General features: G+C 60.9%; 10 protein-coding genes. All 10 read right to left on the bottom strand.

Annotated features, from left to right (window positions below):
* Nucleotides 1–18 precede the first annotated feature (18 nt).
* A complete protein-coding gene (locus Q0O99_RS13860) occupies nt 19–1,182 on the bottom strand; it encodes a TRAP transporter substrate-binding protein (RefSeq protein ID WP_293752536.1) in 1,164 nt (387 codons plus the stop codon).
* Between the two features lie 146 nt (nt 1,183–1,328).
* Nucleotides 1,329–1,955 (bottom strand): molecular chaperone TorD family protein, encoded by a 627-nt coding sequence (locus Q0O99_RS13855; protein WP_293752534.1) that lies wholly within the window; start codon nt 1,953–1,955, stop codon nt 1,329–1,331.
* A 9-nt stretch (nt 1,956–1,964) separates the two neighbouring features.
* Nucleotides 1,965–4,082: a 4Fe-4S dicluster domain-containing protein gene (locus tag Q0O99_RS13850; protein ID WP_293752583.1), complete on the bottom strand. Its 2,118-nt coding sequence runs from the start codon at nt 4,080–4,082 to the stop codon at nt 1,965–1,967.
* Nucleotides 4,042–4,761: a DUF3306 domain-containing protein gene (locus Q0O99_RS13845; RefSeq protein WP_293752532.1), complete on the bottom strand. Its 720-nt coding sequence runs from the start codon at nt 4,759–4,761 to the stop codon at nt 4,042–4,044. Before Q0O99_RS13845 ends, Q0O99_RS13850 begins: the two co-directional genes overlap by 41 nt.
* Nucleotides 4,758–5,315 carry a DUF3305 domain-containing protein gene (locus Q0O99_RS13840; RefSeq protein WP_293752530.1) on the bottom strand — a complete coding sequence of 186 codons (558 nt, stop codon included), beginning with the start codon at nt 5,313–5,315 and terminating at the stop codon, nt 4,758–4,760. Before Q0O99_RS13840 ends, Q0O99_RS13845 begins: the two co-directional genes overlap by 4 nt.
* A 34-nt stretch (nt 5,316–5,349) precedes the next feature.
* Nucleotides 5,350–6,840 carry a HAMP domain-containing sensor histidine kinase gene (locus tag Q0O99_RS13835; protein ID WP_293752528.1) on the bottom strand — a complete coding sequence of 497 codons (1,491 nt, stop codon included), beginning with the start codon at nt 6,838–6,840 and terminating at the stop codon, nt 5,350–5,352.
* Nucleotides 6,841–6,919: 79 nt separating this feature from the next.
* A complete protein-coding gene (gene fdhF / locus Q0O99_RS13830; protein ID WP_293752526.1) occupies nt 6,920–9,712 on the bottom strand; it encodes a formate dehydrogenase subunit alpha in 2,793 nt (930 codons plus the stop codon).
* Nucleotides 9,709–11,442, bottom strand: coding sequence for an NADH-ubiquinone oxidoreductase-F iron-sulfur binding region domain-containing protein (locus tag Q0O99_RS13825; protein ID WP_293752524.1), 1,734 nt, complete (start codon nt 11,440–11,442; stop codon nt 9,709–9,711). Before Q0O99_RS13825 ends, fdhF begins: the two co-directional genes overlap by 4 nt.
* A 157-nt stretch (nt 11,443–11,599) precedes the next feature.
* Entirely contained in the window at nt 11,600–12,925 is a 1,326-nt protein-coding gene (gene boxA, locus Q0O99_RS13820; protein ID WP_293752522.1) for a benzoyl-CoA 2,3-epoxidase subunit BoxA, read from the bottom strand.
* A gap of 536 nt (nt 12,926–13,461) precedes the next feature.
* On the bottom strand, nt 13,462–14,889 hold the full coding sequence (gene boxB, locus Q0O99_RS13815) for a benzoyl-CoA 2,3-epoxidase subunit BoxB (RefSeq protein ID WP_293752520.1): 1,428 nt from the start codon (nt 14,887–14,889) through the stop codon (nt 13,462–13,464).
* Between the last annotated feature and the right edge of the window lie 25 nt (nt 14,890–14,914).

Raw genomic sequence — 14,914 nt, 5'->3', positions numbered from 1 at the left:
TTCAAGTGGACCCAATGATCAGACTGGCAGCTTGGTTTTCTGCACGTGTTCGTAAGCCATGCGGTAGTTGGCTTCGTTGGTGAAGTGGTAGAAGCCCACGCGGCGTGACCAGGCCTTGAACGAATCGTTCACTTCCTTGAACATGTCGACTTCTTTTTCCAGCTTGGCCGTGACCACGTCCCAAGCAGCCAGTTGACCCTTGTAGACATCGGCGCTGGTGCGCGAGACCTGCACCTTGTGCTTGACGATCAACTCCTGCAAGTCTTTGGAGTAGTTTTCGTGAGCCAGGGCGGTCGATGCGGTGGATGCGGCTTCAGCGGCGTACTTCAGGATGGCCTTCAGGTCAGCAGGCAAAGCGTTGTACTTGTCTTTGTTGAAGATGATTTCAAAGAATTCCTGAGCCTGGTGGAAGGAACCCATGGAGTAGAACTTGGCCACGTCTTGTGCACCAAAGCGCATGTCGGCTGTGGGGTTGTTGAATTCAAAGGCATCGATCACGCCGCGCTGCATGGCAGGCACAATTTCGCCGCCTGGCAACTGCGCCACGGCCATGCCCATTTCTTGCAGCATGTCGGCAGCCAAACCAATGGTGCGGTACTTGAAGCCCTTCAAGTCAGCAGCTTTCTTGGGCGGGGCCTTTTTGAACCAACCCAGAGGTTGGGAAGGCATGGGGAAGGAGAAGAAGCCGACCACGTTCAGGTTCATCTTGGCGACCAGTTTGTCCCACAGCTGCTGACCACCACCGGCCTGAATCCAGCTCAAACCGATATCGGGGGTGGCGCCGCTGACGGGGCCTGTGCCGAACAAAGAAGCCGATTTGTTCTTGCCGTACCAATAGCCGGACACGTGGTGACCACCGTCAAGCACGCCTTTGCTCACGGCGTCAATGATTTCGAACGGCTTGACCACAGCACCTGCTGGCAGGTACTCGATTTTCAAGCGGCCACCGGACATTTCATTGACGCGGGTGACGTACTGCTGCGCCATCTCGCTGAAAATTTCGTTGGTACCCCAGGAACCTTGCATCTTGAACACAATGGGGGCTTGGGCCACGGCGATCATGGGCACGCCAGCCAGCGGCAAAGCCACTGCAGCGGTGGCAGCCTTGCCAAAGAAGCGACGACGGCTGGCCTCAGGGGCTTCGATGGTCTGGGATTGAACGTCTTGTTGAATTCGGGTCATGTTGTCTCCTGTTGAACTTTCAAGCGCGAAAAATTACCGCTTGGTAATTGATTATGCAGCGCACCAAAGGCTCACCCGTCAGTGAAAACCCTAGGACGCCTTGTCAAAAATTTCAAGTTGATATGTTGAAATGTTGAAAATTTCAATCAAACCACCAAATCGAAGCCCTGCGTTTCCACACTCAGGAAAGCTTCGGTGAATGCGGCCAAGTGGGCATAAAAGACGGCAGCTGGATGCGCCTGCAGCGTTTGACACATTTGCGGCACCCACGGCTGCAGATGTTGGCTGAAAAACGCCATCTGTTGCGTGAGGTTGGCCACCGTCACATCGTCCCCGGCAATTAGGTAGCGCATGACTTCGAAGACGTATGCCACATGGTCTTCGGTGTCGGACATGCACTCGCCTTTGCCCAGGCCCAAGACGGCCAAGTCGTCACGCAGGCGCACCAAGGGCTTTTCGTTCAGGAAACCGCTCAGGTAATGCGAGCCATACAGGTAAACCTCGGGCTTGCCCACCCCACCAAACAGGCGGTTGTATTCGGCCGCCACCTGATCGTGGTTCAGGCTGCGGGCGCTGGCCACCAGGTCGCGCCACGGCTCCTCCAAAAAGCCACCGGCATCGGGGGCCTCGGTCACGGCCACCTGCAGTTGGCTCAGCAAATCGGCCGATGGCGCGGCATACAGCAGTTGCGACAGCAGGCCGTACACCTCGGCGCGGGCGGTTTCTTCGTCCAGCGCGTGGCTGCTGGCGGACAGGTTCAGGTCTGGGCTCATGATAAGCATTTATCGGGTTTTGGGAGGCACTTGGCCATCGGTGATGCGCACCTGGTTCTGGTCGGTGAACATGTCGATGACGCGGCAGTCACCGCACATTTTCAGTCGCTCCAGGGCCGGGCCCTGAAACATGCTGTGGCCTGTCAGGCGGCCCAGCATGGTTTCGATGGCCTTGAGGGTGCCAAAGGGTTTGGCGCAGCGGATGCAGGCATACGGCGGGCTGCTGTGCACCACACGCGGCTGCGTCCGCTCGGCCAGCAGCGACAGGCGTGGCTGCAGCGTGATGGCGGTTTCGGGGCAGGTCGTGGCACACAGACCGCACTGCACGCAATTTTTCTCGACAAAACGCAACTCGGGCTGCAAAGGGTTGTCTTGCAGCGCCGACGAGGGGCAAGCGCCCACGCAGCTCATGCACAAGGTGCACTTGCTGCCGTCCACCGTGATGCTGCCCAGGGGCGACCCCGCGGCCGGCAAGGCCAAAGCCTTGGGGCGCGAGGCCTCGTCCATCGCCATCACGGGCGACTGGGCCATCAGGTGGTCGATGACCAGCTCCAGGTTGCTGCGCTTTTCGGCTTGCACCGCGTGGCGGGCGGCCACAGTTGGTCCTGTGGGGAGGCTGGCGGTCTTCAGGCTGCGGGCGCACAGGCGTTGCAAATCGGCGTCCAGAGAAGACGCGGTCTTAGCCTCGATCAGCTGGAAATGCACCCCGGTGTAGCCCAGGCCAGTGAGCAAGCTTTGGGCCACGGCCATCTGCTGCAGAAGCGCAGCGCGGTATTGCGACGCTTCTTCGGCGGTGATCAGCACCATGACCTGGCGAGCGCCATAGGCCACGGCCGAGAGCCACAGCTCCAGGCCCACACTAGCGGTGTGCCACAACGCCACAGGCATCACGCGGGCGGGCACGCCTTGCATCACGCCCAGCTGCGCGCCGCGACCCAGTTCGTCGATCAGGGCCTGGCCTTTGTCTTGGCTGTGCAAAAGCAAAACAGCATCGCGCCCGCCAGCGGCTTGGTAGGCCGAGAGCAAGGCTCGGATCTTGGCGCCCTGCTCTGCCGCGCGCGGGTAGGCGTAAGTCAGTGCGCCCGTGGGGCAAGCTGTGGTGCACGCACCGCAACCCACGCACAGGTTGGGGTTGACCACGATTTGCTGGCGGCTTTTGTCCGAGCGCACGGCTTCGGCCGAGCAGATGTCAATGCAGGCGCTGCAGCCCACTTGTTCATTGCGGCTGTGCGCGCATAGCTTTTGTTTGTAGGCAAAAAAGCGGGGCTTTTCAAACTCGCCCACCAGTTCGCGCACCTTCAGCAAGGTTTGCAGGTCTTGCCCATCCCAGCGGAAGTAACCCTGCGGCAAGGCGTGCGATGAGAAGGTGGGCGAGGCTTGGTCGCCGCGCAGGTCCATCACCACGTCAAAACGCTCGGTTTGCGGTCGGGCAGCGCGGCTGAAGTCGATGGCACCGGCCGCCTCGCACACCTTCACGCAGTCTCGGTGCGAGGTGCAGCGCGACAGATCCACTTGGTAATCGAGGCCAATGGCCTGCTCGGGGCAGGCGGCCACGCAGGCGTTGCAGCGGGTGCACAGGTCCAGGTCAATCGGGTTGCTGGCATCCCATGACACCTCGAATGCCCCCAACCAGCCCTTGAGGCCTTGCAGGCGACCGGCCACCACGGGAAAGCGCCGCTCCTGGCTGCCCCCGGCGTTGCCCGGGCCTTGCGTAAAAATCGTGACCTGCATCGCATCTGACAAAAAACTGGCGGCGCGTTCGGCGGCATCCACAGCGCCAATGATGAGCACGCGGCCTTCGCTTTTGTAAGTGACGGTGGGTACCGGCTCGGGCTCGGGCAGGCGGGCAGCAGCCAGCAAAGCGGCCATTTTGGGTGTGGCGAATTCGGCTTCGCGGCCCCAGCCACCGGTTTCGCGGATGTTGACAAAGCGGATCGGAGATACAGCACCTTCGGTTTGCTCTGCCAGTTCAGAGAACAGGCGTTTTTCTTGCGTGCAGGCCACCACCACGGTGTCGCCGGTTTTCATCGCTTTTTGAAATTGCACCGCCTCGCGGCGGCACAAAGTGGTGTGCAGGATCAGGTCTTCACCCAGCGCCTGGCCCAGCGCTTGGGCTTGAAGGGGCATGGTTTGGTTGCAGTTGCAAATCAGGGTGGTCATGTTCGGCATGCGCTTTGTCGTGGGGCTGCAGCACGGGGCTGACCGATCCTGCCAAATCGGACAGGGGAGGCGCAGACTGTGCCACAACTGGCGCGCCTTGCGGTGCCGCAGGACTTGGCACAGGGTTTTCACGGAGGCCAGCAGCAGGACTGAGCGCTGGCAACACGGGCTCGACTGTGGCCGCCGCTTCATCGGGTGTGTCGAACAAACCCAGCAGTTGCGCGCCCACCATTTTTTGCAACATGCCGGCTGGCATGGGGTCGGGTGTGTTGTAGTCGCCGATGTAGATGTCGAGCCCGTCCATCACATTGAAATGCGGGTCAGTGAAGAGCTTTTTCATGGCCACATTGCGCACATCAGCGGTCACGCCGGGCCGCATGAAAGGCTGAAAATCCGAGTTCGGCGTCAAGGCACGTGCGTCGTCCAAGCTGGGCAAGGGTTGGGTGGCCAATTCGTTGGGCTTCGCTTCGTTTGCAACCGAATCAAGCTCTTGGGGCGCAGGCTTGGAACGCTGTAAGGGTTCGGATGGTCCCGTCAATTCAGACGATTCGACCGGACTCGCTGGGATGGCAGGTTCGGCCACCGGCAAGCCCTTGGCCACGGCTTGCTTGCGCTGCGACCAGCGGCTGAAAAAGTGCTCGCTCATGAGCCCTGCCTCCCGCCTTTGCGCTTGTCCACGGTGCTGACCGACGCCGGCTGGCCAAAACGATCGGTCAGGCCCTGAAAGCTTTGCGGGCGCTGCCGGCGCTTGACCTCGGGCACATAAAAGGCGTCGGTGAAGGCCTGCAACCTGGCCACCACTTCGGGCGAGGCGGGCACGTTGTCCACGGTTTCCTGGGCATCGAGCCAGCGACCCGCATCGTGGTAACTCAGGCTCAGGGCCTGGGGCACGGCCAGCTCCGCCTGGCCCTCCAGCCCTTGTTGCACACGCCACATGACAAAAAAACTGGGCGTGGGCGAAGTGAGGTTGAGCCAATAACCTTCGGCGTCGTCACTGAACAGCTCCAGCCGCCAAGCGGGGTAGAGCCACAGGGCTTCGTCATCGGTTTGACGCAGGCAGCGCGGGGTCTCACCAAACCCGACTTCATGCGGCACCACATCGGCCAGCACCCAGCGGTGGGACTGCCAGCGGGCCATGGCCCCTTGAACGGCTTCACGGCGCATCAGCACCGCCATTTCAGACACGACATGAACAGACATTAGGCACTTTCTTTCAGCGGGGCTTGCCCCTTCATCAACCCAGCATGGTTTCGTTGAGCAAGGGTAAACGCAAAGTGAACACCGTGCGGCGACCGGGCTCGGACTGGAAAGTCAAACGACCGCCGTGCATCTCAACGATAGAACGGCTGAGCCACAATCCCACGCCCATGCCTTGCGACTTCGAGGTTTTGAACAGACTGAACACATCTTCCGCACGCTCTGGCGCGATGCCTGGGCCATTGTCTTGCACCTCCAAGCTCAGGTGATCACCCGAAGCCTTGCCCCGTATGCGCAGCTCAGGCTTGACACACCCGGAATCGGTCAGCGCATCGATGGCATTGTTGAGCAGGTTCAAAACGACTTGTTGCAGCTGCGTGGCATCGCCATGCACGCGCAAGTGGGGATCCCATTCCACCGTGCAGCCAATGTCGGCATGTTTCATGTTCGACTGGACCAAGTCCAGCACATCCTGCACCACCTCGTTCAGTTTCAAGGCCGTGTACTCGCCTTTGCTCATGCGAAACAAATTGCGCAGTTTACGGATGATGTCTGCCGCACGCTGCGTGTCATGCGCGACGGCGCTGGCCACCTGGATGAGAAACGCCAAATTGGGCATGGACTGCTCGCGTTCAGCCTCTTCCAATTTGGCTTGCAATAGTTCGGCGTGCAGCAAGTTGGCCGTGAGCGGCTGGTTCAATTCGTGAGCAAAACTGGCCACCAGTGCACCCATGCCAGCACTCTTGTTGGACAGCGTCAGTTGCCGAATGATCTCTTCGCGCTCGGTCAACAAGGCACCCAGATCTTGGGCGTGTTGCAAGGCCAAAGCGGCATGTTCTTGCTCACGCGCCAGTTGCTGCTCCGTGGCGATTTTGCTGCGGTGGTCCTGGTCCACAAAAATCTGCATGAACCCCACACACAGCAACATGATGGCCGTGAATTGACCGATGAACACCAAGGCGTGATCCCAGGAGGGTTCATACAGATCTTCAGCCCCAACGCCCGCGATCATGGCCAGTGCCTTGACGCCCAAAGTCACCGACAAAATCAAACCTGCCCACATCACCGAATCTGCACCCTTTTTGTCATGGGTCAGGGCAATGCGCTTGCCAGAAAAAAAGTACTCCAAACAACTGAAGGTGTAAAAACCATAAAACACCAGCATGATGGTGCTCTCGGGTGAGCCCGAAAATTGCAAACCATAGCTCAGCACCAAAAAGGCCACGTTCGCCCCGCCCGAGGCCCACAGCCACATGGGCGATGCCGGGCCATTGAGCGAGCGCAAAGCCACTTGGCGGCCCCAGTTGCCTGCTGTCATCAGAAACAGCCCCAACAACACCACCACATCGGTGCTGAGCCAACCCCGGCTGCCCATCACGCACAAAGACAGTGCGCTGAGAATGCCCGAAACACTCCACATGACCACCACCGGGCTGCGAAAGCGCGCCAGCCCGTACCAGATGGCCGCATGCAGCATCAGGTACAAAAACGCATCCATCCAGAAGATGGTTTGCACATTGAAATTCAAATCAGCCTCCTTGGCCCGATCGGACAGCCCGCCGTGGACGCAGCCGGATCGCCGGCCCAGGGGCTCAAACAGCCGCCGATTATGCGTTCACCGGGGTCGCCGTTTCGATCCGCACGGCGCAGTATTTGAATTCTGGGATCATGCCAAACGGGTCCAGCGCCGCGTTGGTCAGCAAATTGGCTGCGGCCTCGTGGTAAGCAAAGGGGATGAACACGGTGCCCTGCGGCGTGCCGTCGTCTTGGCGCACCTGCAAAAGCACTTGACCCCGACGCGAGGCAATGTTCACGAAGTCACCGGGCTTGAGGCCCAGCCTTTGCAGATCGCCCCCGTGCAGCGAGGCCGTGGCCGCAGGCTCCAGCGCATCAAGCACGGTGGCGCGGCGCGTCATGCTGCAGGTGTGCCAGTGCTCCAGTTGCCGACCGGTGATCAGCACAATCGGGTAATCGCCATCGGGCTGCTCGTTGGCGGGGATCAAGCCGACGGGCACCAGCTGCACCCGCCCATCGGCTGTGGGAAAGTGGTCATGAAAAACGATCGGCTGACCCGGATCGTCGGCACTCACGCAAGGGTAAGTGACCGAGCCCGCATTCAGGCGCGCCCAATCGATGCCGCCGATGGCCGGGGCCATGGTCTGGCGCATTTCTTCGTAGACCTGGGCCACGCCCTCTTGCTCGCCTGCATAAGCCCAGTTCAGGCCCATGCGTTGCGCGATCTGCTGGATGATCCACAAATCGGGCTTGGCATCGCCCGGTGGCAGCACGGCCTGGCGGCCCATCTGCACCGTGCGGTCGGTGTTGCTCACGGAACCCGTCTTCTCCGGCCAGGCGCTGGCCGGCAGCACCACATCGGCCAGCCAGGCAGTTTCTGTCAAAAAGATGTCTTGCACCACCAGGTGTTGCAAACTGGCCAAGGCGTGGCGGGCATGGTTCAAATCCGGGTCGCTCATGGCCGGGTTCTCGCCCATGATGACCATGCCGCGCACCTTGTGCGGATCGCTGTCCAGGGCCAAGGCTTTGTGCATGATTTCAACCACGGTGTAGCCGGGTTGGTCGTCCAGCTTCGTGTTCCAGAATTTCTCGAACCAGTCGTGCACAGAGGGGTCACTCACGCGCTGGTAGTTGGGGTACATCATCGGGATCAGGCCCGCATCGCTCGCACCCTGCACATTGTTTTGACCCCGCAAAGGGTGCAGTCCGGTGCCGGGGCGGCCGATCTGCCCGGTGATGCAGGCCAGCGCGATCAGGCAGCGCGCGTTGTCGGTGCCGTGCACATGCTGGCTCACGCCCATGCCCCACAAAATCATGGCGGCTTTGGCCTTGGCGTAGGCCCGCGCCACTTCGCGCAGGGTGTCGGCCGGAATGCCGCACACCGTGCTCATGGCTTCGGGTGTGTAGCCCTGCACATGGGCCTTGAGTGCGGCCACGTTGTCGGCACGCTCACGCAAAAACTGCTCGTCGCACAGGTTCTCGGTGACGATGACGTGCAGCATCGCGTTGAGCAGCGCCACATCGGTGTCGGCCTTGAACTGCAGGTTGCGCCAGGTGTGGCGACCGATGTCGGTGATGCGCGGGTCGGCCAGCACGATGCGGGTGCCGCATTTGGCAGCGTTTTTCATCCAGGTGGCGGCCACCGGGTGGTTGTTGGTGGGGTTGGCGCCAATCACGATGATGAGGTCGGCGTGCTCAACATCGCGCACCGGGTTGCTGACGGCCCCTGAGCCCAAGCCTTCGAGCAAAGCCGCCACGCTGGACGCGTGGCACAGGCGCGTGCAGTGGTCCACGTTGTTGCTGCCAAAGCCGGTGCGCACCAGCTTCTGGAATAAGTAGGCTTCTTCGTTGCTGCCTTTGGCCGAACCGAAACCGGCGAGGGATTTGGGGCCGTGTTGGTCGCGCAGCGCAATGAGCGGCCGGGTGGCCAGATCGAGTGCTTCTTCCCAGCTCGCTTCGCGGAACACTTCGCGCCAGTCGGTGTGGCCGTCCAACAAAGACACATCTTTGGCCACGCCCGGCTTGCGGATCAGCGGTGTCGTGATGCGGTCTGGACTGTGGATGTAATCCATGCCAAAGCGTCCCTTGACGCACAAGCGGCCTGCGTTGGCCGGGCCTTCGCGGCCTTGGACGCTGACGATCTTTTCGTCTTTGACCTGAAAAGTCACCAGGCACCCCACACCGCAGAAAGGGCACACCGAATCGACCTCGCGGTCCACCTTTTGCGGACCCATGTGGCTCTTGGGCATCAGCGCCCCCGTGGGGCAGGCCTGCACACATTCGCCGCAACCCACGCAGCTGCTGCCCCCCATCGGGTCGGCCAAGTCAAACACCACTTGGGTGTGTGCGCCCCTGAAGGCCAGACCGATCACGTCGTTGACCTGCAGGTCGCGGCAAGCGCGTTGGCAGCGGTTGCACTGAATGCAGGCATCCAAATTCACAGCCATGGCCGGGTGCGACAGGTCGGCAGGCACCGCTTCGCGGCGCAGTGCCGCCAATTGCGGGCGCACCTGTACGCCATGGTGCTCAGCCCACTGGCTCAGCTCGCCATGCGGGGCCTCGGCACGGTCATCGAGCCATTTGTGGCCCTGCTCGGGCAGGTCGGCCAGCAGCATCTCCAGCACCAGCTTCTGGCTTTTGACCGCGCGCTCGCTGTTCGTCTGCACCTGCATGCCGGGCGTGGCGCTGCGGCAGCAGCTCGGGGCCAGCGTGCGCTCACCTGCCACCTCGACCACACAAGCGCGGCAATTGCCGTCCGGGGCCAGGCCTTCTTTGTGGCACAGGTGCGGAATGGCGATGCCCAATTCTTTGGCGATGTTGAAAATGCTTTTGCCGGCTGGCGCTTGCACACTTTGGCCATTGAGGGTGAATTCAACGGTGTTCATGCTTTCACCCCTGCGCCCACTTCGTGCGGAAAATAATCCAGCACACACCGTATCGGATTCGGCGCGGCCTGCCCCAAGCCGCAGATGGACGCATCGCCCATGACCTGCGCGAGATCTTGCAAAGTCTCGGCATCCCACACCGCAGCCGTCATCAGTTGCGCCGCCTTGTCGGTGCCCACACGGCAGGGTGTGCACTGGCCGCAGCTTTCGTGTGCAAAAAAGCGCATCACATTCAGCGCAGCTTCGCGGGCACTGTCGTGTTGGCTCAGCACCATCACGGCGGCCGAGCCGATGAAGCAGCCGTGCGGCTGCAGCGTGTCAAAGTCCAGCGGCACATCGGCCAGGCGCTCGGGCAAGATGCCGCCACTGGCTCCGCCGGGCAGGTAGGCGTACAGCGTGTGCCCCTCGGCCATGCCGCCGCAGTGTTCATCCACCAGTTCGCGCAGCGTGATGCCGGCAGGCGCAAGCTTGACGCCCGGGTGCTTGACGCGACCGCTCACGCTGAAGCGGCGCAGGCCTTGGCGGCCATGGCGACCTTGCGATGCAAAGCGCTGCGCACCTTGCTCGATCAGTTCGCGCACCCAAAACAGGGTTTCAAAGTTGTGCTCCAGGGTCGGGCGGCCGAACAGGCCCACCTCGGCAATGTAAGGCGGGCGCATGCGCGGCTCGCCGCGTTTGCCCTCGATGCTTTCGATCATGGCCGACTCTTCGCCGCAAATATAGGCGCCCGCACCACGGCGCAACTCAATGCGCGGCAAAGCGCAAGGCGGGTTCAATTTAAGGGCGGCCAATTCTTGGGTCAGCAAGACACGGGCTTCGTGGTATTCGTCGCGCAGATAGATGTAGACCGCCTCGCAGCCCACCACACTCGCTGCAATCAACACACCCTCCAGAAAACGGTGGGGGTCGGCCTCCAGACAGGTGCGGTCCTTGAAGGTGCCGGGCTCGCCTTCGTCGATGTTCACGGCCATCAGGCGCGGGCCGGGTTGGCTGCGCACGATGCGCCATTTGCGCCCAGCGGGGAAACCTGCGCCACCCAGGCCTCGCAAGCCAGAAGACTCCAGCACATGGATGACCGATTCGTGGCCTTTCAGGCCTGTGGCCACTTGCAAGGCCAGCTGGTAGCCCCCGGTTTTTTTGTAATCGTCGTAACGCAGCGCATGGGGCAAGGCCAAAGGCTGGATGTTGTTCTCTCCCACCAGAAGGGTCACGCCCTCGGCCGTCGCCTGCGCCACGGCCTGCTGGCCCACTTGCGCCGCAGGTGCTTGCTCGCAGCGGCCCAAACAAGGCACATTGACGACCTGCACGTCGCCTGTCAGATCCCGCTGCAATTGGCGCAGCAAGCTGTCGCTGCCCGCCAAACTGCAGCTCAAGCTGTCGCACACCCGCACCGTGATGCGCGGGGCCAGTGCATCGTCTTTCAGAATTTCAAAGTGGTGGTAGAACGAAGCCACCTCGAACACCTCGACCACGGGCAGGCGCATTTCGGCCGCGAGCGCCACGATGTGGCGCTCGAACAAACCTCGGAAACGGTCGTTCAGCACATGCAGGTGCTCGATCAGCACATCGCGGCGGTGGCCTTCTGTGGGCTTGGCACCGATCAGGGCCTGCACTTCGGCCCGTGCCTCGTCCGAAACTTGTCGGCCTTTGAGTTGCGAACGGGGCTTGCGCAGTTGCTCGCGCAAGGCATTCAAACCGATGCGGGTTTCAGAAGTGGAGTCGGTTTGCATGCGATGGGTCACATCCGTTGGTGAAATTCATGTCAGCCGTCGGCAAACGCGTGATGTCGGGGCTGAAGCCTCCGACCTACAAAAGACAATTGCGCTGATTTGTAGGTCGGCGGCTTAAGCCCCGACATGACCGCTAAGCGCACAGTATCCGCTTGGATCAATAAGTTTCCAGATGCAAGCGGCCTTCTTTCTTGAGCGCGCCACCGATGGCTTCCCAGTCCAGACCGGCGTTCTGCGCGATGTCGCGCAGGGCCATGACCACGCCCTCTTCCATGCTTTTGAGGCCACAGACATAAAAGCAGGTGTTCGGGTCTTTGAGCTGCAGCGCGATGTCGGCGGCGCGCTCGCGCAGGGCATCTTGCACATAACGCTTGGGCTTGCCCACTTCGCGCGAGAACGCAAACTCGGTGTCGATGAAGTCTTTGGGCAGGTTGTTGAGCGGACCAAAATATGGCAGCTCGGCAGGGGTGCGGGCACCGAAGAACAGCATCAATTTGCCACCTTCAAATTTACCGCTGGCCCGCAGGCGGCGACGCCACTCGGTCATGGCCCGCATGGGGGCAGAACCTGTGCCCGTGCAGATCATGACAATGTTGCTCTTGGGGTGGTTGGGCATCAGAAAGCTCGCGCCAAACGGCCCGATCACCTGCACCTTGTCACCGACCAACAGGTCGCACATGAAGTTGGAGCCAACGCCGCGCACCGATTTTCCGTCATGGTCTTCGAGCACACGCTTGATGGTCAGCGACAGGTTGTTGTGGCCGGGGCGCTCGCCGTTGCGCGGGCTGGCGATCGAGTATTGGCGCGCATGGTGCGGCTTGCCGTTGGCATCCACCCCGGGCGGGATGATGCCGATCGACTGGCCTTCGAGCACCGGGAAGGGCAAGTTGCCGAAGTCGAGCACGATGTGGTGCGTGTCGTAGTCTTGCTGACCCTCTTGCAAACCCACCTCGGTGACTCGGAGGTTGCCCGTCACGGTGGCGGTGATGGTTTTGTCTTGCGCCTTGGGGCCATAGAGGTTGGTGTAGGCGTGGGCCGCAGACCAGGGTGGGATGGTCGCGCCGAATTGGGCGGAGTTGAAACCCGAAGCCGCTGCTGTGCTGGCAGCGGATGACGAAGAGGCGGCAGATTGCACAGCGGTTTGCGCTTCTTGTTCTGCGACTGCGGCATTACCTCCGCCCGTGTCACCTGTTGCTTCGGCCAGTTCTTCGGCACTCAGCTCAGCAGGCAAGTCGTACCACTTGAGTTGTTCTTCGATGCTGTAAGCCTTGGCCTTGGGCACCATGCGCCAGTTGTCGATCGAGCCAGTGGGGCATGGCGAGATGCAGTCCATGCAACCGTTGCAAATATCGGCCTTGACCACGTAGTTGAGCGAGTCGTGCGTGATGGCACCGACTGGGCAAATCGCTTCGCAGGTGTTGCAGCGAATGCAGATTTCCGGGTCAATCAGGTGTTGTTTGATCAGCGTCGCTTCGGTGCTCATGTCTTGGCTCTCTTGTGTTTGTTTGTCTTATCTTGTTGGTGGTCCGCGCGGTCCACGACGTTATGGCTTGGGTATGCGTGGTCCGCAACGGTATGGCTTGGGTATGCGTGGTCCGCAACGGTATGGCTTGGGTATGCGTGGTCCGCAACGGTATGGCTGTGGGCCGGGCGCCTCATACTGGGGTACCAGAAATCGGCGCCCGGCCCACAGCCATGCCGTCGCTCTGTGCCCTTTTTGAAGTGCTGAGTCTACTGGGACCCGGCGTGCACAGCGCACCCATGTCATTGAAAGGGCAAGGGGCGGGTGACGATTTGCGGTACCCCGCCATGAGGAACCCGCCCCTTGCCCTTTCAATGACCGCCTTCAATCAAGGCAAAACATGTGGGCAAGTCAAACAACTCAGAAGCCGAGCGAACCCCATGCTGTTGATGGGGTAAGGGGCGGGTGACGATTTCTGGTACCCCAGCATGAGGAACCCGCCCCTTCCTGTGTCAACTGCCGCCCCCAAAAAAGGAGGCAGCAGTTCACTCAAAACATCAGTTAAAGCGAACGTAATCAAAGTCCACTGGCTGACGGTTGATGCCCATCACAGGAGGTGCGATCCAATTGGCAAACTTGCCTGGCTCGACGACACGGCCCATCAGGCTGGCCACATAAGCGCGGTCTTCGTTGGTGGGCAACCACTCGCCCACTTGCGCCATCCACTGCGCGTCGGTCACCACTTGACCATCGGGGGTGATTTTGGAGCCCGACAAAGAGCCGATGTTGCGGTGGAACGCCTTGTGCGGTGCCTTCAACGTGAAAGGAATGCCGGCCTTGGTGATCACGCGGTTCCAACGGTCGATGCCACCTTTGGAGTCGGTGATGTAGTCGTCGCGCAGCACTTCGTTCAAAGCGTTGAGCATTGGCACTTCTTTTTCGATCAGCTTGCCGTTTTCAACCGACAGGATCTTGTAGCTGTTGCCCTTCAAGATGTGGTCGTCACCACGCTTGCCTTCTTCGTAACGGCCCTTGAGGCCCGAGCTGTAGAAGGTGGCGGCATTCGACGACTCATCGGCACCAAACAAGTCGATGGTCACCGAGAAGTGGAAGTTGATGTAACGCTGGATGGTCGGCAAATCGATCACACCGGCTGCACGCAGCTTGCCCACGTCGTCGGTTTTCAGCTGGTTCATCACATCGACTGTGCGCTGGATGGTGCGGCTCACGCCAGACTCGCCCACAAACATGTGGTGCGCTTCTTCGGTCAGCATGAACTTGGTGGTGCGGGCCAGGGGGTCAAAAGCCGACTCGGCCAAGGCACACAGCTGGAACTTGCCATCCCGGTCGGTGAAGTAGGTAAACATGAAGAAGCTCAACCAGTCTGGGGTCTTCTCATTGAAGGCCTGCAAGATGCGGGGGTTGTCTTCATTGCCGCTGTTGCGCTGCAGCAGGGCATCGGCTTCTTCACGACCGTCTTTGCCAAAGTATTTGTGCAGCAGGTACACCATGGCCCACAGGTGGCGGCCTTCTTCGACGTTGATCTGGAACAGGTTGCGCAGGTCGTACATGCTGGGCGCAGTCAGGCCCAGGTGGCGCTGCTGCTCCACAGACGCTGGCTCGGTATCGCCTTGTGTGACGATGATGCGGCGCAGGTTGGCGCGGTGTTCGCCAGGCACGTCTTGCCAAGCTTTTTCACCGATGTGGTCACCGAAATGGATCTTGCGGTCTTGCTCGCCGGGGTTCATGAACACGCCCCAACGGTAGTCGCGCATCTTGACGTGGCCAAACTGGGCCCAGCCTTGCGGGTCCACGCTCACGGCGGTGCGCAGGTAAACGTCCATGTCGGTCGAGCCCTCAGGGCCCATGTCGTCCCACCAGTTGATGAAGTTGGGCTGCCACTGCTCAAGCGCACGCTGCAAGGTGCGGTCTTCGCTCAAGTTGACGTTGTTGGGAATTTTTTCGCTGTAGTTGATACCGGACATCATGATCTCCTAGGGGGGGTTAATT

Source organism: Limnohabitans sp. Rim8 (assembly GCF_945901735.1).
Classification (GTDB): domain Bacteria; phylum Pseudomonadota; class Gammaproteobacteria; order Burkholderiales; family Burkholderiaceae_C; genus Limnohabitans_A.
Note: the sequence above shows the minus strand (reverse complement) of the source record. Positions and strands in the feature narration are given on the sequence as shown.